The organism is Labrenzia sp. ATLA3 (genome assembly GCF_057180185.1).
In genome coordinates this window covers 371,140-392,308 of the sequence record NZ_JBXUKV010000007.1, presented here as the reverse complement: position 1 = coordinate 392,308, position 21,169 = coordinate 371,140, and the positions used below count along the sequence as shown (strand labels likewise).

Genomic DNA, 21,169 nt, shown 5'->3' with positions numbered 1-21,169 from the left:
AGAGTTATCGATGTTGATCCGCAATGCAGAACCAAAGGACGTTCCGGCAATTCTGGAGCGCTATAATCAGGCCGTGCGCGAGACGACGGCAGCCTGGACCAACCGGGAAGAAACGCTGGACCAGAGACTGAGCTGGTACGAGGGGCGGGTGAAGGAGGGGCTGCCGGTTCTGGTGGCGGTCGATCACCACGATGCTGTGCTTGGTTTCGCCAGTTTCGGGCCCTTCCGCCCGCGCGAGGGCTATCGCCTGACGGCGGAACACTCCGTCTATGTCGACCCGGCGATGCAACGGCGCGGCATTGGCCGCGCGCTTCTGGAACGCCTGATGGAGATTGCCGTCGGCAAGAGCCTACACGTGCTGGTCGGCGTGATCGACGGCAGCAATACGGCCTCCATCGCCTTGCATGAGAAACTCGGCTTTGATGTCGCCGGGCGCTTGCCGGAAGCCGGCACCAAGTTCGGCCGCTGGCTGGATCTCGTCTTCGTGGCCAAGGTCTTGCTGCCGATGCAGCCGCCGGACGCTTAAGGGGCCGAGGCCAACCTCAATTTGCCGTCAGCACATTCCGGCAGTCATTCGGCAAGGCGGAGAGCGCCATGGGGCGTTTCTTGACCACCTTCGGAGGCTCGCCCGGCTTGGGCGGGTTTTTCGGCACCCAGGGTTCGTCCGACAGCCAGTAGGTAAGTTGGGCGCCACAGCCGTCGCCGGGGGGCGGCGGGTTCTGGTTCTTGCAGCCGGCACTGCCTTTCGGGCAGGCCAGGCGCACATGGAAATGATAGTGGTGACCCCACCACGGGCGCACCTTGCGCAGCCACGAGCGGTCACCGCCTCTCTGGAAATCGCAGAGGGCCTTCTTGATCGCCGGACTGACGAAGATACGCGCCACACGCTTGTCTGACGCAGCGAGCCGGATCAGCTTGGCGTGTGTGTCGGACCATTTCCTCGGGTCTACCCGTCGGTCGGCACCCTTGACGTCCATAGGGCCGATCAGCATCGAAGTGGCGGAGATCTCTTCCCGTTCCTGTGGGGTGAGGCGGCGGTTCGGCATCTCCGTCAACCAGATGTCGGCGTCGAGGCCGATCTGGTGGCTGGCATGGCCGGATGTCATCGGTCCGCCGCGTGGTTGAGCGATGTCGCCGACAAGCAATCCGTTCCAGCCGACCTTCGGGGCGTCATTCGCCAGGTCCTCGAGATAGTCGATCAGGACCGGGTGGCCCCAATTGCGGTTTCGCGACAGGCGCATGGCCTGCCAGGTCGGTCCATCCGTCGGCAGCTCCGCGCCGCCTGCCAGGCACCCCTTGGCGTAGGACCCGATGGAGCGGGCTTTCAGATTGGCAGGGCCTGTTGCGGCCCCGAAGTAGTCACGCGCTGGCTGGTTTCCATAAAGCACCAGCTTGGGTTTCTGCGCGACATAGCCTTCCGGAACGTCGCGTTTCTTTTCCGGTATCGGCACACCGGCCACCAGCTCGACAGTCGGCGAATAGGTCTCTGAGACAGGCTCGCTCGGCTTGGCGGTTGGCACGGGTGCGGCTGACGCGACAAGGCAGGAGACCTGCAAGGCTGCCGCAAATGCCATCAGGCCGGACACCGAAAGGGTCCAGCCGCTTCTAATGCCTGTTCTGCCCGCTCTCACGTTGAAACCTCGTGCGCCAGTCTGAGTGTTCAGCCGCCGTCGACCGCCGGCCATTTCAATCCTCAGGCAGCATGCACCAAATCGGGTGTCTCCGCATCCGATTCGCTCTCATGCACATGCGCGGCGATCATGTCGGCAAGGGTATCCAGGAAAACGGTGTTGTCCCGGATCACCCGGTCCGCCGCGCCGTTGAGCGTGATGATGTTGCCTGGCCGGGCGTTGTCGATGTCCTCGGCTTCCGCAGGCAGTTCGCCATCGAGCCGGTGATAGCTCACGTTCGGCAGTTCGGCGAAGAGCTGGCGTGCCTCGTCGGAGGTTGTCTGGCTTTGGGCATCGGCCAGGATCGACATCAGCGGCGCTCCCTTGGAAGGCTGCAGCCAGCCCAGAGCACCCCAGCCGACGGCATCCTTGTAAAGGAAGGACCGGCTTGGCGCCCGGCCGGTGCCGAGCGACAGAATGACGATCTCGTCGTCACCCCAACCCAGATTACGGGCCTCCAGATAAGCTGCGATGGTCGGATCCTTCATGAAGACCGTTCCATCGATCAGCGCTTCCTCGCGCCGGCGGCTGAGGTTCTCAACACGGGCCGGCTCGAAATAGGACGGGGTTGCGGTGGTCGCGCGCACCGCCTGCCAGAAGTAATAGTCATCCGGTCGGCCGCCGCCAGCTTCGAGACCGTTGGTCAGGAACACTGCCTTGCGCTGTTCCAGATCATAGGCGGTCAGCACGAGATGGGTGAGGCCGCTGGCCATGGACGTCCAGCCGAACCGTTCTTTCAGCATCTTTTCCAGCGGGCGCGGATCGTAGGTTTCGTCGAACAGGCCGAGCGAGCTGGTAACGCTGCGCGCCAGCCGTGCCGAGATCGAGGATTTGAAGATCTCCCGCGCATCGCGCTCGAAGAAGCCGCGGAGTTCGGTGATGCTTGCAGCAGGCGCGCCGGCGGAGCCACCAGGACGCGGCGCGGACAGACCGGCGGCAATCAGGCCGCCAGTGGAAGATCCGGCCATCAGATCGAAAATCTGGTGCAGGGGTGTGTTGACGCCTCGCTGGCTCAATCGGCTTTCGAGGGTTTCAAGCAAGCGGAGCGGAATGAGGCCGCGAATGCCGCCGCCGTCAATGGAAAGAATAAAACGTTTTTTCTGGGCCATGGGGTTCCCCGGGGGTCGTCGCAATGGAAGGCGATACATCTCTCCGGAAAGACGGGAGACGCTTTTTGCTTACCGATAGAATGTTGTCATCAAATGCGACACTGCAATGGCAAAGTGAAAAACAGGTGGACGATTTTTCGAAATTGGCGAGCAAGAAGTTAAACCGGACCGGCGCATCTGCAAAGACTCTGCGCGGATTGCCCGAAACCGGCTTCAGGAAGCATTCGCCAGGAAACCGCAGATGGTATCGACCAGCACCTCCGGACACTCCCTGTGCGGGATGTGGCCCGTGTCGGGCAGCACGACCTTTTGTCCGCCGGTGCTCCTGGCGATGTGTTCCGGATGACGTGGTGAGCCGTATTCGTCAAGCGCGCCATGGATGGCAAGGGTGTTACAGCGGACACCGGCAAGCGCATCGTCGAGCGACCAATCGGCAAAGGCTGGCGAGAGCCATGATTCCGTCCAGGCATTCAGAACCCAGCGCGCTTTGGCGCCGTGGTAGCGGGTCAACCTGTCGAATGCATCCGGATCGGCAAAGGCGGTGCGGGCTTCGCGGACCCCTTCCAGGGTGCGGTGTTCGATCAGGGCCTGGGCTGCAATCGTCACCAGGGCCGTGACCCTGTCCGGGTGCTGCGCGGCCGTATGCACGGCCATACCACCTCCCACGCTGTGGCCGCAGGCAACGAAGCGGCTGAGCCCCAGTTGCTCGCACAGGACTGGCACAACCGTCCTGCCTTCGTCGGCGATAAAGCTGGCAGGCAGGGTATCGCTACGTGCCGAGGATTGCCCGAAACCGGGCCTGTCATAGGCAATGACAGTGCGACCGCTGGCAAGGGCAAGACGTTCTGGAAAATCGCGCCAGAGGGCAATACATCCGAGGGAGTCGTGAAACAGAAGCACAGGTGCCTTGCCGGGCAAATGGTCTTCAGGTGTCCAGATGCGAACATGAACGGTGCTGCTGCCGACCGGGACGGCCTGTGTTTCAACGTGGACGGTGCCGGACAAGAGAGAGGTCAACGTGAATTGCCTTTCCACAAAGGGTGTAGCGTGGTGCCTTTTTCAGGCGGCGGGACGGACCGAGGGGTCTTTTTGAGCGCACGTGCGATGTTCCACCGAGGCTTATCGCAGCCTGTAGGCTCGCAACAAGCCTCTCTTTTCGAACTATTCCGTCTTGGCTCTTTATCCCGTGCGGCCTTTCGGACTAGGATCGAGCCAATTTTCCAACCTTTACAGGAAGTTTCATGAATATCGATCTTCTTCGCCGTCTTTGCGAAACGCCGGGAGTTCCGGGTCACGAACACCGGGTCCGGGACCTGATTCAGGCCGAAATCAAGGGCTTGTTCGACGAGGTTACCGTCGACCCCATGGGCTCGCTGCTCTGCCGCCGGGACAGCCGCAAGTCCTCCAAGAAGGGCACCCCGAAAAAGGTCATGCTCCTGTGCCACATGGATGAGATCGGCTTTCTGGTCTCCCATGTCACGGACAAGGGCTTCGTCCATGTGCAGCCGGTCGGCGGCTTCGATGCCCGCAACCTGTTCTCCCGCCGCGTGCTGGTGTCTACCGACGAAGGTGACTTCAAGGGCGTGATGAACCCGGGTGGCAAGCCGATCCACATTTCTTCGCCGGAAGAGCGCAAGAAGGTGCCGGAACCCAAGGAATTCGTCATCGACATGGGCCTCGGCGAAAAAACCAAGGACATCGTCAAGGTTGGCGACATGGTCACCATGGATGAGCCGCTGATCGAGATCGGCGACAAGGTCGTCTCCAAGGCGCTCGACAACCGCATTGCCTGCTGGCTCGGCATCGAGGCGATCAAGGGCCTGGGCAAGGCCAAGCATGATTGCGAGATTCACGTCGCCTTCACCTGCCAGGAAGAAGTCGGCCTGCGCGGCGCGCGGACAGCGTCTTTCGCCATTGCTCCCGACATCGGATTTGGCATCGACACCACGCTTTCCTGCGACACGCCGGGTGTTCCCGAACAGGATCGCACCACGGTGCAGGGCGAAGGCTTCGGTCTGCACGTGAAGGATTCCAGCTTCATTGCGGACCGGGACCTGGTGAAGGAAATCGAAGCCATTGCGGTCAAGGAAAAGATCCCGTTCCAGCGCACCATGCTGGCCGCTGGCGGTCAGGATGGCGCTGCCGCCCAGCAGGCCGCTGCCGGTGCCAAGGCCATCGGCATCGTTGTCGGGACCCGCTACATCCATACGGTCACGGAAATGATCGACAAGGGCGACCTTCAGGCCGCGCTCGACATCATCGTCGCCTACCTGAAAAAGGCATAAGGCACTGAGAAAGGGGAGCTTCGGCTCCCCTTTTTGTTTCTGACCGGGAGGTCGAAGTCCTTGGGTTGGAACCACGGCTGATCCTCCGTGGCGTGTCATCCCGTTTGGTCGCCTCAGGGGCGAGACGGCACTCAGGACAGGCCTTTACGGCCGTATGTCGAGGCCAATCAGCCCCTCAAGATGCGGGAAACGCGCGGAAGTGTGTCGCGTCAGGCCACGAGGCCCAGAAGGTTGGACACCTGGTCGCCGGTGCCTGCGTATAGCTCGCTGACGGCAGCGCTCTGATAGCTGAAGGAGCCGTTGTCGAAGTTGCCTTCGACAGAAGAGGCGTTCGCCGAGCGGACAGAAAGCCCGGTTTCACTGTCGTAGGACACCCGCTCGAAAGATACGAACTGCGCGGAAACGGTTTCACCGCCAATCTCGGCTTCAATCGTGGTCGTTGAAATGGTCGCGCTTTCATAGGCCACATTGGCCGACGCGCCGCTTTCCTCTTCACCAAGAGCCGCCTTCAGTTTGCCGGCGGTCTTCTGATAGTCCTCGACAGTCGCAAGTGCGCCGTCTTTATCCTCGTCGTCGTCCTTGACGTTGCCCTTGCCTTTTTCAACCGCATCCTGAAGCGCCGCGATCACGACCGCATCTTCCTCGGCCTGTTTGCTGGCAGCTTCCAGAACGCTGACGGCAGGGGATTTGTCATGCCCGTTGCGTTGGCCGATCTCGTGACCATAGGCGTTGCCCTTGGGATCGTTCTTCTGGCCTTCTGCGCCGCCATTCGAAAAGGAAGCCGAAAAAAGGCTTGTGCTTTGCGTGGTGGTTTCGATGGAAATCTGCATGGCTTCGGATCCCGGCTCGTCCGGCCCTTCCTGGTCCGGTACAGTTGCAGAAATCATCCCGCAAAACCGTTAACAGGCCATTAACCAATCCCGGGCCGTCCTTACACCGGCCTGACGGACCCAAACGCCTTTTCCAGAAACCGTCCGCCCAGCACCATGCCGCGTTCATCGATGGAATGACCGAGGCCCGACAGCAGATGCAGGCTGGAAGAAACCCCGGCATCTTCAAGTGCCTGTTGCGCCGCCTCCGCGTGATATCTGGCAACCACATCGTCCGCCTCGCCATGCACGATCAGCACAGGGCTCTGCGTATTGATCGGATCAAGGCGCCCGGCCCCTGGCAACAAACCGGAATAGCCGATCAGCGCTGCCGGGGGAGACGGGCGGCGCAGACCGCATTGAAAGGCCATCATGGCCCCCTGGCTGAAGCCAACCAGTGCCAGTGAACTGTCGTTGAGAGAATGACGAGCCAGTTCGTCGTCCAGAAACCGGTCGAGCACCGGCTGGGCGGCTTGCGCGCCAAGGCGGTATTCGTTGATGTCGCGTTCCTCGAGCGCAAACCATTGCCGCCCACCGAGCGCTTCGAAGGGCAGGTGCTCCGGAGCGTTCGGCGCGACGAAGGCGGCGTCGGGAAGCTGTCCCTGCCAGGCACGCCCAAGGTCGATGAGGTCCGGGCCATCGGCTCCGTAGCCATGCAGGATCACCACCAGTTGGCGGGCGGCATTGCCCGAAGCCGGCGCCAGACGGGGGCCATCGAGACGGGGAGGGAAAGTGGCTGGCACGATAGGAAACCCTAATTATTGAGCTGGCGTCTTCCGGTCGGGCGTCTCGGAGGGAGACGGCAGTTTTTCCTGAAGACGCATGAACGGAAGGGCGATCAGCATGGCAAGTAGGATCAGCAGACTTGCAAGGGCGAACGGTGCCCCGGGAAAGAAAACTGCCGCGTTGGGTCCTGAAAACGTGGCGAAGGCCTGTGTCATGACCAGCGGGCTGACAACCATGGAAAGGCCCGCGGCACTTGCGATCAGACCCTGCAGTTCGCCTTGTGCGTTATCCGGCACGCGAACCGACATCAGACCGGTGAAGGCGGGCGTTGCCATCGCGCCGAGCGCTGCGAAGGAGATCAGCAGATAGGCCATCCAGCCCGCATCGGCGACGGCAAGGCCGGTGAAGGCTATGAGGTTGGCCGCCAGGCCGATGAAAAGCGTCCGGCCAGGCCCGAGCCTGGGTTCCAGAACGCGGATCAGATATCCCTGAACGAAGGCAAAGCCGACGCCGACAGCGGCCAGTGACAGGCCGATATCGCCGGGGCTCCAGGCAAAGACTTCCTCCGCATAGTAGCTCCAGACGGAGGGATAGACGTAATGGGCGATGTCGAACAGGAAGACGGCCAGAAGCAGCGTACGCACCGAGGGATACACGGCGATCTGCTTCAACGCGCCGAACGGGTTGGCGCGTTTCCAATCGAACTGCCTCGTGTTTTCGTCCTTCAGTGTTTCGGGCAGCATGAAATAGCCGAACAGGAAGTTGACGAAGGAGAGGCCCGCAGCCGCATAAAACGGTGCGCGAGACCCGTATTCACCCAGGAACCCGCCGATCATTGGCCCAAGCACGAAACCGACGCCAAAACCAGCGCCAACAAGCCCGAAGTTTTTCGCCCGGTCCTGCTTGGAAGACACATCGGCGATAAAGGCGGAAGCCGCGGAGAAGGTTGCTCCGGAAACACCTGCCAGCGTTCTGCCGACGAACAGAACGGCCAGATGCCAGGACAGCGCCATGATCAGATAGTCGACAGCCATGGCGAACATGGACACCAGAAGGACCGGACGGCGCCCGAAACGGTCTGCCAGATTGCCAAGCGTCGGACCGAAGGCGAATTGCATCAGGGCGTAGACGACACTGAGTGCGCCGCCCCAACGGGCGGCTTCGCTTACGGGCAGCGAAGTAAGTTCGGTCAGGAGCGAGGGCATGACCGGCATCATCAGGCCGATGCCCATGGAGTTGAGAACCAGCGTGACCAGGATGAACCCGAGCGCGCTGCGATTGGAGATACCGGACCGCAAGCCTTTTTCCGCCAATTCCGTCAACTGAAGGTGGCTGTGATCTTACCCGATTATTCGGCGGCGACCAGTGACGGCTGTTCCCAGTTGCCCTTTTCGATATCGGCAATCTGCTTGTCGATCTGGCCAACGACGAACCGCGAGAACGGCCCCAGGTGCACATAAAGCGCCAGCATCATCATCACCGGTTTGATGGCCCGGAAGTTGGTGAATGTGGTCTTGATCAGCGTTTTCCAGAACGGTCCGCGGTAGGTGGTTTCCTTGAAGGTCATCGCCAGGATAAGACGGCCGAACAGCTTGATATCATGGAAAAAACCAGCGCCGAAAATCGAGCCGTTGGCACCGCTCATGTCAAGCATGGAGGCAACCTTCTGGACGCGGCCGAAATAGGCCTCCGGTCCATAGACCTGATCGATGACCTTCTTGAAGTCTTCCAGGATCTGCGCGCGCGGGCGAACGGTGGTGAAGTTGAGACCGGCGGTACACTGGTCACCATGCTCCGTGTCCGGATCATCGGTGGCAAAGTCGGCATGCAGGCGGCCTTCCTTGGCGAGCCGGCGGGTCAACTGGGTGTTGGGCAGGGCATAGAGCAGCCCGGTCATGGCAACCGGGATCGCGGCCTCCTCGATCAAAGCGGAGATTTCTTCTGCCACCTTGTCGCTTTCCTCATCGAAGCCGACGATGAATCCCGCCAGCACGAAGATGCCGGCGTCGTAGATCTTGTGGACGCTCTTGGCGATGTCGCGGCGGGTGTTCTGCTTCTTGCGCGTTGCCACCAGAACTTCGGGATCGGGGCTTTCGATGCCGATGAAGACGGAGAAATATCCGGCCTGCTGCATCATCGTCAAAAGGGCTTCGTCGTCGGCAAGGTTCAGGGACGCTTCCGTCGACATTTCGAACGGATATTTGCGTTCCTTCTGCCACTTTGCCAGCTCCGGAAGAAAGCCCTTCACGGCCTTCTTGTTGCCGATCAGGTTGTCGTCAACGAAATCGACATGGCCTCGGTACCCCAGCTCGTACAGACGGTCGAGTTCGGCCAGCATCTGGTCATTGGTCTTGGTGCGCGGCACCCGGCCATAAAGCTCGATGATGTCGCAGAATTCGCAGGTGAACGGGCAGCCGCGCGAATATTGCACGCCGATCTGCACATAATCGTCGAACTTCAGAAGATCGAACCGCGGAATAGGGCTGGAGGCCACGTCGGCCTTGAATTTCTCGGCTGAGAAGCGGCCGTTGCGCGCGCCTTCCTTCCAGGCGTCGATAAAGGTGCTGAGAATGCCCTCGGCTTCTCCAAGCACAAGGAAATCCGCCCCTTCGTAGACTTCGGGAGAGGAAGTCGCATCCGGGCCGCCGACAACAACGGGAACGTTGTTTTCCTGTGCGCGCCGGATAACGCCGAGGCAATCGGCCTGCTGGGGCAGCATGCCGCCAGTCATGACCATATCGGCCCAGTCGAGATCGTCATTCGTCAGGTCGCCCGTGTTGCGGTCAATCAGACGCACATTCCAGGTGTCCGGCAGCATTGCAGCGACGGTTATCAGGCCGAGAGGAGGGGCGGGATATTTGGCTCCCACCATTTCGCAGGTTGCACCATAGTTCCAGAATGACCCGGCATTGAAGCGCGGATACACCAGTAGAACATTGCATTCCGACATTAAGGGTCCCTCCAAACGGACACTCGTTCCCAACGGCGACACCGTAACAACTTTACGCCTCGGCACAACCGCATATAACAGCTTTCGTGGCTTCCCGCCTGTACTGACCGTCACTGCGAAGCGATGTCAGGCTTTCGCAGGCGGAAAATCAAACCGTGGACTTCGTTGCCAAGCTCCTGGCGCAGCACCACGGGTTTCTCTGTTTCGTAAATCATCCCTGCCGTCTCTGCTGTTCGCTTGAGATAGGCGGGCGTGTGGGCATACCGGCCCGTCGGGTCGACCCTGTAATCGGGGCCGGCCGGATCATCGAGGTGTTCAACGCTGGCAATCAGCACGCCGCCAGGCTGCAATGCGCCGGCGAGCGCGTTCATGAAGGGCTGTAGGTCGCCGATGTAACACAGGGTATCGACGCAAACGCCAAGGTCGAACCGGGTCGGCAGATCGGATGTCAGAAACTCGACCAGTTCACCTTCCACCAGAAAATCGAACACATTCAGTGCAGCCGCCTTGCGCAGCATCCCTGGCGACAGATCAATACCGGTGAGCTTGACGCAATACGTACGGATCAAGGGGCCGCACAGGCCCGTGCCGCAACCAAGATCGACCACATCCTGAAACGGGGTCTGCCGTGTCGCGGCCAGCAGCGCAACTTCCGCAGCGACCAGTTCCGGCGCGCGGTAGCCGAGGTTCGTCAACACCTCGTCGAAGCTTTCGGAAAAACTGTCGAAATGATCTTTGACATAGTCTTCTGGGGCGTGGTCCATCGTGTCGCCGCGCACAGCCGCCAGCTGATAGCTGGCAACCTTGTTGTCCGGATCGGCGGCGACGACACCCTCCAGGTGCTCGATGGCGCGGTCCTTGCGGCCAAGAGAACACAGGACGCGCGCGTGCCAGACCGGATCGGACCAGACGTCCGACCCGAATTCCAGGCAGCGTTCCAGGGCATCGGCCGCTTCGTGCCGGCGTCCGGCCAGCATCAACGACAGGCCGTAATTATGCCAGGCATTCGGATTGTCCGGATCCAGCCGGACGATTTCCGTCAGGATGGGCAAGAGGTCGTCGTTGTTTGTGGCGCCCTCCAGCATCACGGTAATGTTGCTCCAGGCCTCCTGATGACGTGGTTCGATCTCCACCGCCCGGACATAAGCCTCAAGCGCTTCGTCGGACCTGCTCTCGAGCTTCAGGATGTTGCCGAGATTGTTGTAAGCGGCCGCATTGCGGCTGTTGTTTTCCAGCGACTTGCGGATCAGGACGATCGCATTGTCCGCCTTGCCGGCATCGAAATGGAGAAGACCGAGGAAATGCAGCCCGTCGGCATGGTCCGGCTCGGCGGTCAGGACGTCCTTATAGGCCGCCAGCGCCGCTTCCAGATTACCGCTCCGATGAGCGCTCACCCCTTCCTGCAGCCTGGTATCAAGGTCCATGAACAACTCCGACAAAAATTTCACAATAAAAAAGGGCGGTCGAACCGCCCTTGTACCCGGTAATGACCTGTAAGTGACCTTACAGGACTTTCAGGTCTTCAGCCACCATCTGGCCGCGTCTCCACTCCAGATCGAATGCCACGAGTTGGCCTTCCGTCAGAGTGTCGATACCGGACCGGCGCAGGGCCAGAATGTCGACAAGGATGTCCTTGCCGTCCTGCGGTTCGATCGTACCGATACCTCGGCGATTATCGAACCATTTCACGTTTCCATGCAGCATGGAGTCTTCTTTCTAAATTTTGTCATCCTTGGCATACGATGGGCAGTCATATCTGCCTTTTTCAACGCCTTGATGACAGTGTTGATGATAATACTAAAGTACTTCTCAGACCCTGGCCGGAACTGGACATCGACGCGTGCAGTCTTTCTGCGACTGCCTCGCTTCAAGAAGCCGTTCCATTTGGCTGGGGTCTGGATGCCCGGAAAAAACCCCGGGCTTTTCCATAGTGTCTATTGATATGGTAATGAAATGGTTAATTTCAAGACCTGCTCAGCGATTGAGCTTTCCCAGTATAACATATTTGAGAATATCGACGACTTGTTCGGACGTTTCGGCAACCGCTAATGCAGCTGCGTCAACTTCCTTGAGCGGATGCGTCAGCGACGGGTCGTGGACGACGATCAGCGACTTTCCGAGCGCGGCCGCATAGCCTGCATCGAACGCCGCGTTCCACTGCTTGTATTTGTCTCCAAAGCGGACGACGACGATGTCGGCCTTTTCCAGCAGTGTCCGTGTTCGGAGCGCGTTCACCTTCGCGCCCTTGTGGTCGTACCAGAACTTTTTGTCCTCACCGCCCAGAATGGCAGCACCGCAATCGTCGCTGGCATCGTGATCGGTGACGGGAGATGAAAATTCCACCGGCAGCTTGAGCGCAGCAGCGCCATCCATGATCTTGTCTCGCCAGTCGGTATGGATTTCGCCGGACAAGTAGATGCGCCAGGTGGTCATTAGGGTCTCCCATGCAAGTTTTTGAATTATGTGGCGAAATTTCCCGCCTTATCTTGACTGGAAACTGGGGGCTGAACACCGCAACGTCAACCCCTGCGTTCATTTGCCCTTGGCCGGTTAACGCTGGAAGACTCGACAAGGCTACGCAAAAACTGAAGGGTAATCTGCCGCGAAACTGATCTTGCGGTCCGTAATTTTGAGGAGCTCATTCATGTCTGCACTATTGCTCGGAGACGAGGCACCGGATTTCGAAGCCGACAGCACGGATGGTCCGATCCGTTTTCACGAGGCGATCGAGGGATCCTGGGCGGTTCTGTTTTCCCACCCGAAGGACTTCACGCCGGTCTGCACCACCGAACTGGGGATGACCGCGAAGCTCAAGGACAAGTTCGAAGCCCGTGGCGTCAAGGTGTTCGGCGTTTCGGTCGACCCTATCGAGGATCACCGCGCCTGGGTTGGCGATATCGCCGACACGCAAGGCGTCGCGCTGAACTTTCCGTTGATTGCCGATCCGGATCGCAAGGTGGCAACCGCTTACGGCATGATCCATCCCAATGCCAATGACACGCTGACCGTGCGCTCGCTGTTCGTCATCGGTCCGGACAAGAAGATCAAGCTGAAGATTGAATACCCGGCCTCCACGGGCCGGAACTTCGATGAAGTCATCCGCGTGATCGACAGTCTGCAGCTCACGTCCGCACACAAGGTCGCAACTCCGGCCAACTGGGTGTCCGGTGAGGATGTCATCATCGTTCCGGCGGTGAGCGATGAGGAGGCGAAGGAAAAATTTCCCGAAGGCTGGAAGACCCTGAAGCCTTACCTGCGGGTCGTTCCGCAGCCCAAGTAAAAGGCCAAAAAAGCAGGTGGCGCGCTAAGAGCGTGCCGCCGCTTGCCTGCCTTGGAGCGCGTTGCAGCCGGCGCTCAGGGCGAACCCCGGCGAAAGGGATCACACTGTCTTCAGCAGGGCCTTCAGGGCCGTGCGGTAGTCCGGATAGCGGAACGTAAACCCAAGCTCTTCCTTGAGGCGCTGGTTGGAAACCCGTTTGTTCTCACCATAGAACGATCTGGCCATCGGCGAGAGATCCGCGGTTTCGAACGGGATTTCCGGTGGTGCTTCGACGCCCAGAAGCTGCGCGGCAAAGGCAACCACATCCTGGGGCGGGGCCGGTTCATCGTCCGTTACGTTGAAAACACGCGTCGACGGTTTTGCCATGGCTGCCTTCAGGGCACCGGCGATGTCGGCAACGTGAATGCGATTGAACACCTGTCCCGGCTTCACAAGGCGCCGAGCGGTGCCTTTCTTGAAGTTCTCGAACGCATTCCGGCCCGGGCCATAGATGCCGGAGAGGCGGAAAATCTGGACCGGCAGATCGTTCTTTGCGGCAAATGCCAGCCACGCTTCTTCTGCGGCGACGCGCTGGACGGAGCGCTTGGAAACCGGGTTCAGCGGTGTCTCTTCATCGACCCACGCACCATCATGATTGCCATAAACGCCGACGGTGGACAGATAGCCGATCCAGTGTGGTTTTGCCGCTGCAATGTCGCTGGCATATTGGTTCAGAACCGGATCGCCAGCCTCGTTCGGGGCGATCGACACCAGAACGTGGGTCGCGGTTTTCAGAGCGTCGGCAATTCCTTCGCCCTGAATTTCTCCGTCGAAGATGAACGGCTCGACCCCAAGGTCCCGCAGCGCGTCCGCCTTTTCCGGAGAACGCGTTGTGCCGCCGATCCACTCGAACTGGTCGCGCACTTCCTCCACGAAGGCCTTTGAGGAAAAACCGGTGCCAAAGATGAACAGACGCATGCGTTCTAGAGCTCCAGGTGTTTGCGGCGAATTTCATAAAGCGCGACGCCCGTGGCAACGGCGAGATTCAGACTGTCGGCCTGGCCGACCTGCGGAATGCGGATCAGCGTGCGGCAAGCCGCTGCCATATCGTCTTCCAACCCTTTTTGCTCGTTGCCCATAACCAGCAGAACCGGCTCTGCGTAATCGGGTGTGCGATAGTCGACAGACCCTTTCAGATGGGTTGCTGCGACAGTGCCGGGCCACTTTTCAGCAAGGGCCTTGAAGTCGTCCTTGCCGAGTTTTGCCAGCGGCACGTGAAAAAGCGAGCCCATGGTGGCGCGCACCGCTTCCACGGCAAAGGGGTCGGTACAATCGCCCACCAGCATGACACCGGCACCGCCGACAGCATCCACGGTGCGGATGATGGTGCCAAGGTTGCCCGGGTCGCGAACCCGGTCGAGCGCGACCCAGAGCGTGGTGCCGGAGGGCTCGATGTCGCGGGGCCCCAGAAGCTTCTGCTCATAGACGCCGACAACCATTTGCGGATTGTCCTTGCGGGTCATGGCGGACATGACGGCGGTGGACACTTCCAGGATCAGCGCGCCGCGCGCCTTGGCGGCAGCGGCGGCTTTTTGCGCAACGGGATTGTCCCGTGCTTCCGGGCCAATAGCCAGATAGCGAACGCCCCAGCCGGCTTCCAGCGCGTCGGTCGCCAGCTTCAGGCCTTCGGCCACGAACAGGCCGGTCTGGCTGCGGTGCTTGCGCTGCGCGACAAGCCCCTTGATTTCCTTGACGATCGGGTTGGAGTGGCTGGTGATCTGTTTCACCGCGCCCTGGCGTTTTTCGATCATCTGCTGCTCCAGCGCGAAAAGAGCGACGTCGACAAGGCACGTTTGCCGTCTTCCTCACGGATGACCAGTTCGCCGGACTCCAGCAAGCCGCCTTCGGTGTCCAGGGTTTCGGCCATCAGTTCATGAATGGACACAAAGCTGGAACGGATCGCATAGGCAGTCAGGATCATGAACAGGGCATCCTTGGCCAGAAGCTGCTTCAGATCAGCCAGCATGCCCGGCAGGCTGGTGTAGATGTCCCAGACTTCGCCCTTCGGACCACGGCCGTATTTCGGCGGGTCGAGAATGATGCCGTCATAGGTGTTGCCGCGACGGACTTCGCGGGCAACGAATTTTGACGCGTCCTCGCAGATCCAGCGGATCGGCAGATCTTCAAGACCGGACATCTCCTGGTTCTCGCGGGCATAGCCGATGGCTTTCTTGGAGGCGTCCACATGGGTCACCTGTGCCCCCTCCGTTGCCGGCAGCAGCGAGGCAAGGCCGGTATAACCGAAGAGGTTGAGGATCTTCAGCGGCTTTTCCGGCGCGCGCTCGCGTTCGGCGCGGATCTTGCCGTTGACCCATTCCCAATGGGCAGCCTGTTCGGGAAAGACACCCACATGGCGGAACGACATGAAGCGGCCGTTATACCGCACCGGGCCAAAGGACATCGGCCAGGTTTCCGGAACGCTGCCGGAGAACTTCCAGCGGCCCGGGCCTTCTTCTTCCGTGTCGCCGGAAAAGACCGCATCGGCTCGGTTCCAGACACTTTCCTTCAGCCGGCGCGACCCCATGGCCTGCGGTTCCGGACGCACGATGGTGAACCGGCCATAGCGTTCCAGCTTTTCGCCCTGTCCCATGTCCAGAAGCCGATAATCCTTCCAGCCTTTGGTTTCCAGGATCACCGGCCAGCTCTGGTGTGCAGGCTTGCCGGAAGGGGCATAGGTGGAGGCACTGGTCTGATCCGCCACGGGTCTCACTCGTTTTCTGTCTGATTTGAAGTTTGTTCCGCCATAAAACATCCTGCCTTCATTTGGAAGTAGATTAGACGTTTCGGCGGGTCGGATCCGATTGCCGTTTCGGCTTTCGAACACATTCGTTCAAGGCGTTTCGTGGCGGGCTCTCTAGCGCAGCCAAGACCGCGGTCTGTGCGGGCAGTGGTCCGGTTCAGCGCAAAAGAAAAGGGCGGGCAGCCAAAGCTCGCCCGCCCTTTTGGGTCGAAATTTCTCGATCAGGCTGCGGCGACCTCGGACAGGAACTGTTCGACTTCACGCTTCAGTTCGTCGGTCTTTTCGGTCAGTTCGCCGGAGGCTGACAGCACCATGTCGGCGGAAGACGACGTCTGGTCGACAGCCTGCGAAAGCTGCGACATGGACGAAGACACGGCACTGGTCCCTTCCGCCGCACGCTGCACGTTCTGCGAAATTTCCGCAGTGGCAGAGCCCTGCTGTTCGACAGCCGAAGCGATGGCCGTGGTGTAGGAGTTCACTTCGGTCATGGTTTCCGCGATTTCGCCAATGGCGATCACGGATTCTTTGGTCGCGTTCTGGATCTCGGTGATCTGACTGGAGATCTCTTCCGTGGCCTTGGACGTCTGGGTGGCCAGTTCCTTCACCTCAGCCGCAACAACCGCGAAGCCTCTGCCGGCTTCGCCGGCGCGCGCCGCCTCGATGGTGGCGTTGAGCGCCAGCAGGTTGGTCTGTTCCGCAATCGCCTGGATGAGGGTCACGACTTCGCCGATCTTGGTGGCGGCTTCCGCCAGGCCTTCGACCTTCTCGTTGGTGATCCGCGTTCCGGTGGTGGCCCGGTCGACGATTTCGGTTGTCTGGGCAACCTGGCGGGAAATCTCGCCAATGGAAGCCGCCAGTTCTTCCGCGGCGCTTGCCACCGTCTGAACGTTGTTTGTGGTCTCGTTCGACGAACTCTGCGTCTCGCTGGCATAGCCGGCGCTGTCCCGGGCAATTTCGGTAAGCGCCTGAGCGGTCGAGTCGAGGCCGCTCGCGGTGGTTTCCACCGAGCCGAGCGCTTCTTCCGCCGTGGTCCGGAAAGACTGGATCAGGTTGTCGATACGCGCCTGGCGTTCATGCCGGGACGCTTCTTCACGTGCGTTCTGCTCCTGCAACTGAGCCCGCTCGACGGCGTTGTCGCGGAACACCTGCACTGTGCGGCTCATGTCGCCGATCTCGTCGCCCCGGTCGATACCCGCGATCACCACCTCATTGTCGCCATTTGCCAGGCGGTCCATGACGCCGGTGATCGTGCGGATCGGGCGGGTGATCGCCAGGTTCAGAACGAAGGCGAGACCGATGCCACCCAGAATGGCGAAGAGGATCGTGACGGCAATCTGAACCTGAGCAGCCGTCGAGGCCGAACTGGCGGCCTCCGACTGGGCGGAGGAAATCGAAGCGATGTCGACACCGACCTGTCGGGTCAACTCGTCAAGTTCAGCGCGCTTAACTGCCAGATCCGCCTTGGTTGCCAGCATTTCGCGGAAGGACTTGTCTAGCGTGGCAACAGAGTCCGGAATACCTTTGATGGCATCGCCCGCGGCCGGCAGGATCATGGCGTATTTGACCATGTCCTTTTGGAGACCCACCAGATTAGCAATCTGTTGTTCCACGAGTGATGGGTCGCTAAAGCCGAAAGACCCGAAGAGGTAGAGCGTGTCCGCGCGAGCCGCCAAAGCCATTTCGTTCAAAGTGGTGGCTTTCTCTGCGATCGAGCGCACCGTCGCCAGACGGGTTGAAGCGGTCAACGCATCCGTCTTGGCCTGAGAAACGACCGGGATGACCTGCCCGAGAATGTCCTCGGTCAGGCTGTTCATTCCTTCGATTGCGGTGCCAACGGCCAGGCGCGCTTCGTAAGCCTCGGAAAAACCGAGATCCTTGGTCAGATTTTCCAGCGCGGCATTCAGCTTGTTTGCTTGCGAGGCCAGCTTGCCGACGGTTTTGCGATCAATGCCGTCGATCTGCTTGTATTTCATCTGCTTCGTGGCAGAGATGAGGTCTCGCGCGATATCAATGGCTGCGGTGAGTTCTTCCCCGTCGATATTGCCGCTGCCCGTCAGGTAGAGCATGTGAATCTTGACGACTTCGTCCTTCAGTTCGAACGCAGCCCTTTGAAGCTGGTTGGTATCGTCCAGCCGGCTGTTTGCGGCGAAAGCTTCGGCGCTGATGCGCTTTTCCTCTTTCAGAACAGCTTCGCTGATGTTCGCTGCCAGCAATTCAAGATTGCTAGTGCTTTCCCGCAGCGTTGCAAGGCGCTCTGCCTGCTGCGTCGTTTGCGCGGCGACCTGTTTGAACGTTGTCGAGAAGCGGGAGACCGCGTCAGAGGCCTCCGCCACCTGGGCTTCGGCTGCGGGGTCGCCAGCAACTTCAGCGGTCAGGATCACCAGCTCGCTCTGAAGCGCCTCGACGCCTTCGAGTACCGAATTGCGGAGCTCTTCTGATGGATTGTTGAGATAGTCTTCACGCGTCAGGGATGTTGCCTGCATCTCACCGGCAATCTTGGCGGCATGATCGGCGACGACAAACCGTGAGGACAGCCCGTGAATGGCCAGGAACCCCACACCGCCAACCACTGCGGTCAACAGCAAGACTGCCAGAAAACCGCCACCGACCTTGAAGCCGAATTTCAAGTCGGTCATAAATTTCAATATTCTTTTCATCAAATCCCCCCGCAGTCTTAACAACCGCTTTGTCGTCGCGGCAGTATCGCGGAGGCCGGTGAATATTAGGTAAATCTTACGTCATATCTTGAGGTAATGTTCAGATGAAAAAAACGTCTTCCTTTGAGGGGCAGCCTATATCCGGCAAGTGAAAGCGCTAGTCTTAAAGACTAGCGCGTGCCTTGGTCGATCTATACATGCTGCCCGCCGTTGATGTGGATTTCTGCTCCGCTCACGTAAGAAGACTTTTCCGAGCACAGGTAGAAGATTGTTTCGGCAACTTCGTCCGGCAGACCGAGGCGGCGAAGTGGAATGTCCTCGATCATCTTTTCCGTTCCAGGCGAAAGGATGGACGTGTCGATTTCGCCCGGGGCGATGGCATTGACGCGAATGCCGTGGGGGCCGAAGTCAGCCGCCATTTCCCGGGTCAGCGCAGCAAGTGCGGCCTTGGAAGTGGAGTAGGCGGTGCCGGCGAAAGGATGAACACGCATGCCGGCGATCGATGTCACATTGACGACGGAGCCCTTGGCGTTCTTCAGCTCCTTGAAAAGGCCGCGGCCCAGAAGGATGGGCGCGAAGAAGTTGACCTGAAAGACGTTGCGCCACTCGTGCATGGGCGTCGTCAGCGAATCAAGCCGTTCCCCGTCGGTCCCTTTCGGGCTGATCCCGGCGTTGTTGACCAGTGCGTTGAGACGCGAACCGTTCGGCTCCAGCCGTTTGCGGATTTCCTGGGTGGCGTAGCCCAGGTTTTCCGGATCGGACAGATCCACCTGGATATGATCCTCCGGGCCCATCGGCCACGGACACTTGTCCGAAAATGCCTGTCGGGAACAAGTGATCACCCGCCAGCCTTCCGCGGAAAACCGCTTGACGGTGGCGTGTCCGATGCCGCGGCTCGCGCCTGTCAGCACGAGTGTCGGACGCTCGTCGGAGATACCTTGGCCGGTCATGTTTTTTCCCTGCTGGCAAGCGAAAGTCGTGGAAAAAGTTGACTTCCGCAGTCGAGTTTCGTTATTGCGCTGGAATTCGTCAATGCCAATATGTTCGCATATGAGGACGCGCGCCGGATCCTACAATGATCATTTGCTCCTGTAACGTACTGTCTGACAAGCAACTTCGCGAAGCCGCGAAAGAAATGCGTGCAGACCCGAATGGCAAAGTGCCAACGCCCGGAGCGGTGTTCCGACATCTGGGGTGCCGGCCGCGCTGCGGAAGCTGCTTTCCGTCAGTCATTGACATCATTCACGAAAAAAGTTCTGAAGAGCAACCGCAGCGGGAAGAGACGCCTGCTCCGTTGAAACAGGCTGCAAACCGCTAGGACATACTGGCACTTGCCTCGGATATGGCAGGGGCCGGCACACAGATATCGATCACCTCCGGGCCGGCTCACTTGATGGGCAGCCCCAGGTAGATCTCACATGGAGAGGGTCATGAAGGGCGAAGCGCGCGTAATCGAGTATCTCAACAAGGCCCTGCGCCACGAGTTGACAGCGGTCAACCAGTATTGGGTCCATGCCCGGCTCATGGCTGACTGGGGCTTCGGCAAGCTGGCGGACAAGGAACTGGCGGAAGCTGACGAAGAGCGCCAGCATGCCCAGGATCTGATGGACCGGATCATCTTCCTGGAAGGTCTGCCCAATCTTCAGACGCTTGATCCGCTGCGGATCGGTCAGTCGGTGAAGGAATGCCTGGAAGGCGACCTTGCTGCCGAATATGTCGCTCGGGCCCTTTATCACGAAGCTCGTGAAGTCTGCCGCGAACTTGGCGACTATGTCTCCATGGCACTGTTTGAGCAGCTCCTGAGCGACGAGGAAAGCCACATCGATTTCCTCGAAACCCAGCTCGACCTGATCGAACGGATCGGCATCGACAACTACTCCCTGCTGCAGGCGAAGTCCGCGGATACCGCCGAATAAGGGCAGGGCTCGCAAGCCCGGTTTTCCTCTGCCGTCGTCGGAGCCAATCCGGCAACGGCAGGGATGTTCTGTCTGCCCCATGAGCGTAGGCAATTGCATCTATGTGACTTGCTTGTCTGGCAACCACTCGCAGGGCGGGGTCCCGACGTAAGCTTTGTTTTCCCCAAAGCGTTCCACTCGCCCACGCTCACAGGGCGTGAAGAAAGAAGACTTGGCTGTATCAGATAGATCGCGCGCCAAACCTCAGGCGCAGCCTTTGCCCGGTCCACTTTCATCGAGAACATGAACCTTGCCGCCAGCCGCAACCGCGTCCTCCTCGTCGTGCGTGACCAGAAGCACCGGCAATCTCTTTTCTCTCGCCGCATCGAAGACCTGGGTGCGGATGTCGGCGCGCCGGGCCTTGTCGAGGCTTGAGAAAGGTTCATCCAGCAGCAGAGCATGCGGTTCGGCGAGAAGGGTTCGCATGAGTGCGACCCGGGTCTGCTGACCACCGGACAGTGTCGCGGGATCACGGCTGCCGAACCCGGAAAGCCCGGCATCGTCAAGCGCCTGTTGTGCCATGTCCTGCCGGAGCGATTTCTTGCGGACGGTCGCCGGGATGGCGAACATCAGGTTCTGCAAGACGGACATATGCGGGAACAACAGTGGCGACTGGAACATCAGCCCAATGTGCCGCTCCTGTGCAGGCAGGGGCGTGAGATCCCGTCCATCCAGAAGCACCTTGCCGCTTGCCTTAAAATCCGGCCGCAGGAAACCGGCAATGAAGTCGAGCAGACTGGACTTGCCACTGCCGCTCTCCCCCATGACGGTGAGCACCGTTCCGGGGTCTATCCGGCAGTCGATCTCAAGCAACAATGTGCCGCCAAGATGCAGTGCGACGGTCTGAAGAATAAGACCCGTTGTCTCTGTGTTGGTGTGCATCGATGGC

Annotated in this window: 21 protein-coding genes; 5 read left to right on the top strand and 16 right to left on the bottom strand. The window is 59.9% G+C overall.

The features are described 5' to 3' along the window. Positions 1 to 10 precede the first annotated feature (10 nt). A complete protein-coding gene (locus AC2A6O_RS20970; RefSeq protein WP_498929961.1) occupies positions 11 to 526 on the top strand; it encodes a GNAT family N-acetyltransferase in 516 nt (171 codons plus the stop codon). Between the two features lie 16 nt (positions 527 to 542). On the opposite strand, the gene mepA is transcribed toward AC2A6O_RS20970, so the two are convergent. The 3 genes from mepA to AC2A6O_RS20955 form a co-directional block, all read right to left on the bottom strand. Beyond that, on the bottom strand, positions 543 to 1,574 hold the full coding sequence (mepA, locus tag AC2A6O_RS20965) for a penicillin-insensitive murein endopeptidase (RefSeq protein WP_498929959.1): 1,032 nt from the start codon (positions 1,572 to 1,574) through the stop codon (positions 543 to 545). 119 nt (positions 1,575 to 1,693) lie between these two features. Continuing rightward, a complete protein-coding gene (locus AC2A6O_RS20960; RefSeq protein ID WP_148585518.1) occupies positions 1,694 to 2,779 on the bottom strand; it encodes a patatin-like phospholipase family protein in 1,086 nt (361 codons plus the stop codon). A 213-nt stretch (positions 2,780 to 2,992) separates the two neighbouring features. Next, positions 2,993 to 3,796 carry an alpha/beta fold hydrolase gene (locus tag AC2A6O_RS20955; protein WP_498929957.1) on the bottom strand — a complete coding sequence of 268 codons (804 nt, stop codon included), beginning with the start codon at positions 3,794 to 3,796 and terminating at the stop codon, positions 2,993 to 2,995. 224 nt (positions 3,797 to 4,020) lie between these two features. On the opposite strand from AC2A6O_RS20955, the gene AC2A6O_RS20950 reads away from it, so the two are divergent. Next, positions 4,021 to 5,064, top strand: coding sequence for a M42 family metallopeptidase (locus AC2A6O_RS20950; RefSeq protein ID WP_148585516.1), 1,044 nt, complete (start codon positions 4,021 to 4,023; stop codon positions 5,062 to 5,064). Positions 5,065 to 5,273: 209 nt separating this feature from the next. Here AC2A6O_RS20950 and AC2A6O_RS20945 read toward each other — a convergent pair whose 3' ends face one another. The 7 genes from AC2A6O_RS20945 to AC2A6O_RS20915 form a co-directional block, all read right to left on the bottom strand. Next, a complete protein-coding gene (locus tag AC2A6O_RS20945) occupies positions 5,274 to 5,951 on the bottom strand; it encodes a hypothetical protein (RefSeq protein ID WP_148585515.1) in 678 nt (225 codons plus the stop codon). 44 nt (positions 5,952 to 5,995) lie between these two features. Further along, entirely contained in the window at positions 5,996 to 6,676 is a 681-nt protein-coding gene (locus AC2A6O_RS20940; protein ID WP_498929954.1) for an alpha/beta hydrolase, read from the bottom strand. Positions 6,677 to 6,691: 15 nt separating this feature from the next. Beyond that, on the bottom strand, positions 6,692 to 7,957 hold the full coding sequence (locus AC2A6O_RS20935; protein WP_498929952.1) for a TCR/Tet family MFS transporter: 1,266 nt from the start codon (positions 7,955 to 7,957) through the stop codon (positions 6,692 to 6,694). A gap of 50 nt (positions 7,958 to 8,007) precedes the next feature. Next, positions 8,008 to 9,609 carry a B12-binding domain-containing radical SAM protein gene (locus AC2A6O_RS20930; protein ID WP_498929950.1) on the bottom strand — a complete coding sequence of 534 codons (1,602 nt, stop codon included), beginning with the start codon at positions 9,607 to 9,609 and terminating at the stop codon, positions 8,008 to 8,010. 110 nt (positions 9,610 to 9,719) lie between these two features. Continuing rightward, positions 9,720 to 11,033: a tetratricopeptide repeat protein gene (locus tag AC2A6O_RS20925; protein ID WP_498929948.1), complete on the bottom strand. Its 1,314-nt coding sequence runs from the start codon at positions 11,031 to 11,033 to the stop codon at positions 9,720 to 9,722. Positions 11,034 to 11,112: 79 nt separating this feature from the next. Then, positions 11,113 to 11,313 carry a cold-shock protein gene (locus tag AC2A6O_RS20920; RefSeq protein ID WP_148585510.1) on the bottom strand — a complete coding sequence of 67 codons (201 nt, stop codon included), beginning with the start codon at positions 11,311 to 11,313 and terminating at the stop codon, positions 11,113 to 11,115. A 270-nt stretch (positions 11,314 to 11,583) separates the two neighbouring features. Next, the gene (locus AC2A6O_RS20915; protein WP_148585509.1) at positions 11,584 to 12,042 is read right to left on the bottom strand and encodes a YtoQ family protein; all 459 of its coding nucleotides are present in this window, start codon (positions 12,040 to 12,042) and stop codon (positions 11,584 to 11,586) included. 211 nt (positions 12,043 to 12,253) lie between these two features. On the opposite strand from AC2A6O_RS20915, the gene AC2A6O_RS20910 reads away from it, so the two are divergent. Beyond that, entirely contained in the window at positions 12,254 to 12,889 is a 636-nt protein-coding gene (locus tag AC2A6O_RS20910) for a peroxiredoxin (RefSeq protein ID WP_040439782.1), read from the top strand. A 99-nt stretch (positions 12,890 to 12,988) separates the two neighbouring features. On the opposite strand, the gene AC2A6O_RS20905 is transcribed toward AC2A6O_RS20910, so the two are convergent. From AC2A6O_RS20905 to AC2A6O_RS20885, 5 genes are all read right to left on the bottom strand, one after another. Then, complete coding sequence (locus AC2A6O_RS20905; protein WP_498929945.1) at positions 12,989 to 13,846, bottom strand: NAD-dependent epimerase/dehydratase family protein; 858 nt, start codon at positions 13,844 to 13,846, stop codon at positions 12,989 to 12,991. Positions 13,847 to 13,851: 5 nt separating this feature from the next. Next, the gene (locus AC2A6O_RS20900; protein WP_498929943.1) at positions 13,852 to 14,679 is read right to left on the bottom strand and encodes a TrmH family RNA methyltransferase; all 828 of its coding nucleotides are present in this window, start codon (positions 14,677 to 14,679) and stop codon (positions 13,852 to 13,854) included. Then, the gene (locus tag AC2A6O_RS20895) at positions 14,676 to 15,629 is read right to left on the bottom strand and encodes a class I SAM-dependent rRNA methyltransferase (protein WP_148585505.1); all 954 of its coding nucleotides are present in this window, start codon (positions 15,627 to 15,629) and stop codon (positions 14,676 to 14,678) included. Before AC2A6O_RS20895 ends, AC2A6O_RS20900 begins: the two co-directional genes overlap by 4 nt. A 260-nt stretch (positions 15,630 to 15,889) precedes the next feature. Beyond that, positions 15,890 to 18,304, bottom strand: coding sequence for a methyl-accepting chemotaxis protein (locus AC2A6O_RS20890; RefSeq protein WP_498929941.1), 2,415 nt, complete (start codon positions 18,302 to 18,304; stop codon positions 15,890 to 15,892). A 212-nt stretch (positions 18,305 to 18,516) separates the two neighbouring features. After that, entirely contained in the window at positions 18,517 to 19,275 is a 759-nt protein-coding gene (locus AC2A6O_RS20885) for an SDR family NAD(P)-dependent oxidoreductase (protein WP_148585503.1), read from the bottom strand. 125 nt (positions 19,276 to 19,400) lie between these two features. On the opposite strand from AC2A6O_RS20885, the gene AC2A6O_RS20880 reads away from it, so the two are divergent. After that, positions 19,401 to 19,643, top strand: a complete 243-nt coding sequence (locus tag AC2A6O_RS20880) for a (2Fe-2S)-binding protein (RefSeq protein WP_148585502.1) — start codon at positions 19,401 to 19,403, stop codon at positions 19,641 to 19,643. 112 nt (positions 19,644 to 19,755) lie between these two features. Further along, a complete protein-coding gene (gene bfr, locus AC2A6O_RS20875) occupies positions 19,756 to 20,241 on the top strand; it encodes a bacterioferritin (protein WP_148585501.1) in 486 nt (161 codons plus the stop codon). A gap of 243 nt (positions 20,242 to 20,484) precedes the next feature. Here the strand turns inward: bfr and AC2A6O_RS20870 are convergent, their stop codons facing one another. After that, positions 20,485 to 21,162 carry an ATP-binding cassette domain-containing protein gene (locus tag AC2A6O_RS20870; RefSeq protein ID WP_498929937.1) on the bottom strand — a complete coding sequence of 226 codons (678 nt, stop codon included), beginning with the start codon at positions 21,160 to 21,162 and terminating at the stop codon, positions 20,485 to 20,487. Positions 21,163 to 21,169 lie beyond the last annotated feature (7 nt).

Excerpts from the sequence above, each read along its gene's own strand:
- AC2A6O_RS20970 (WP_498929961.1), top strand. The coding sequence starts at position 11 with ATGTTGATCCGCAATGCAGAACCAAAGGACGTTCCGGCAATTCTGGAG.
- mepA (WP_498929959.1), bottom strand. The coding sequence starts at position 1,574 with ATGGCATTTGCGGCAGCCTTGCAGGTCTCCTGCCTTGTCGCGTCAGCC.
- AC2A6O_RS20960 (WP_148585518.1), bottom strand. The coding sequence starts at position 2,779 with ATGGCCCAGAAAAAACGTTTTATTCTTTCCATTGACGGCGGCGGCATT.
- AC2A6O_RS20950 (WP_148585516.1), top strand. The coding sequence starts at position 4,021 with ATGAATATCGATCTTCTTCGCCGTCTTTGCGAAACGCCGGGAGTTCCG.
- AC2A6O_RS20945 (WP_148585515.1), bottom strand. The coding sequence starts at position 5,951 with ATGATTTCTGCAACTGTACCGGACCAGGAAGGGCCGGACGAGCCGGGA.
- AC2A6O_RS20930 (WP_498929950.1), bottom strand. The coding sequence starts at position 9,609 with ATGTCGGAATGCAATGTTCTACTGGTGTATCCGCGCTTCAATGCCGGG.
- AC2A6O_RS20925 (WP_498929948.1), bottom strand. The coding sequence starts at position 11,033 with ATGGACCTTGATACCAGGCTGCAGGAAGGGGTGAGCGCTCATCGGAGC.
- AC2A6O_RS20920 (WP_148585510.1), bottom strand. The coding sequence starts at position 11,313 with ATGCTGCATGGAAACGTGAAATGGTTCGATAATCGCCGAGGTATCGGT.
- AC2A6O_RS20915 (WP_148585509.1), bottom strand. The coding sequence starts at position 12,042 with ATGACCACCTGGCGCATCTACTTGTCCGGCGAAATCCATACCGACTGG.
- AC2A6O_RS20910 (WP_040439782.1), top strand. The coding sequence starts at position 12,254 with ATGTCTGCACTATTGCTCGGAGACGAGGCACCGGATTTCGAAGCCGAC.
- AC2A6O_RS20905 (WP_498929945.1), bottom strand. The coding sequence starts at position 13,846 with ATGCGTCTGTTCATCTTTGGCACCGGTTTTTCCTCAAAGGCCTTCGTG.
- AC2A6O_RS20900 (WP_498929943.1), bottom strand. The coding sequence starts at position 14,679 with ATGATCGAAAAACGCCAGGGCGCGGTGAAACAGATCACCAGCCACTCC.
- AC2A6O_RS20890 (WP_498929941.1), bottom strand. The coding sequence starts at position 18,304 with ATGACCGACTTGAAATTCGGCTTCAAGGTCGGTGGCGGTTTTCTGGCA.
- AC2A6O_RS20885 (WP_148585503.1), bottom strand. The coding sequence starts at position 19,275 with ATGACCGGCCAAGGTATCTCCGACGAGCGTCCGACACTCGTGCTGACA.
- AC2A6O_RS20880 (WP_148585502.1), top strand. The coding sequence starts at position 19,401 with ATGATCATTTGCTCCTGTAACGTACTGTCTGACAAGCAACTTCGCGAA.
- bfr (WP_148585501.1), top strand. The coding sequence starts at position 19,756 with ATGAAGGGCGAAGCGCGCGTAATCGAGTATCTCAACAAGGCCCTGCGC.
- AC2A6O_RS20870 (WP_498929937.1), bottom strand. The coding sequence starts at position 21,162 with ATGCACACCAACACAGAGACAACGGGTCTTATTCTTCAGACCGTCGCA.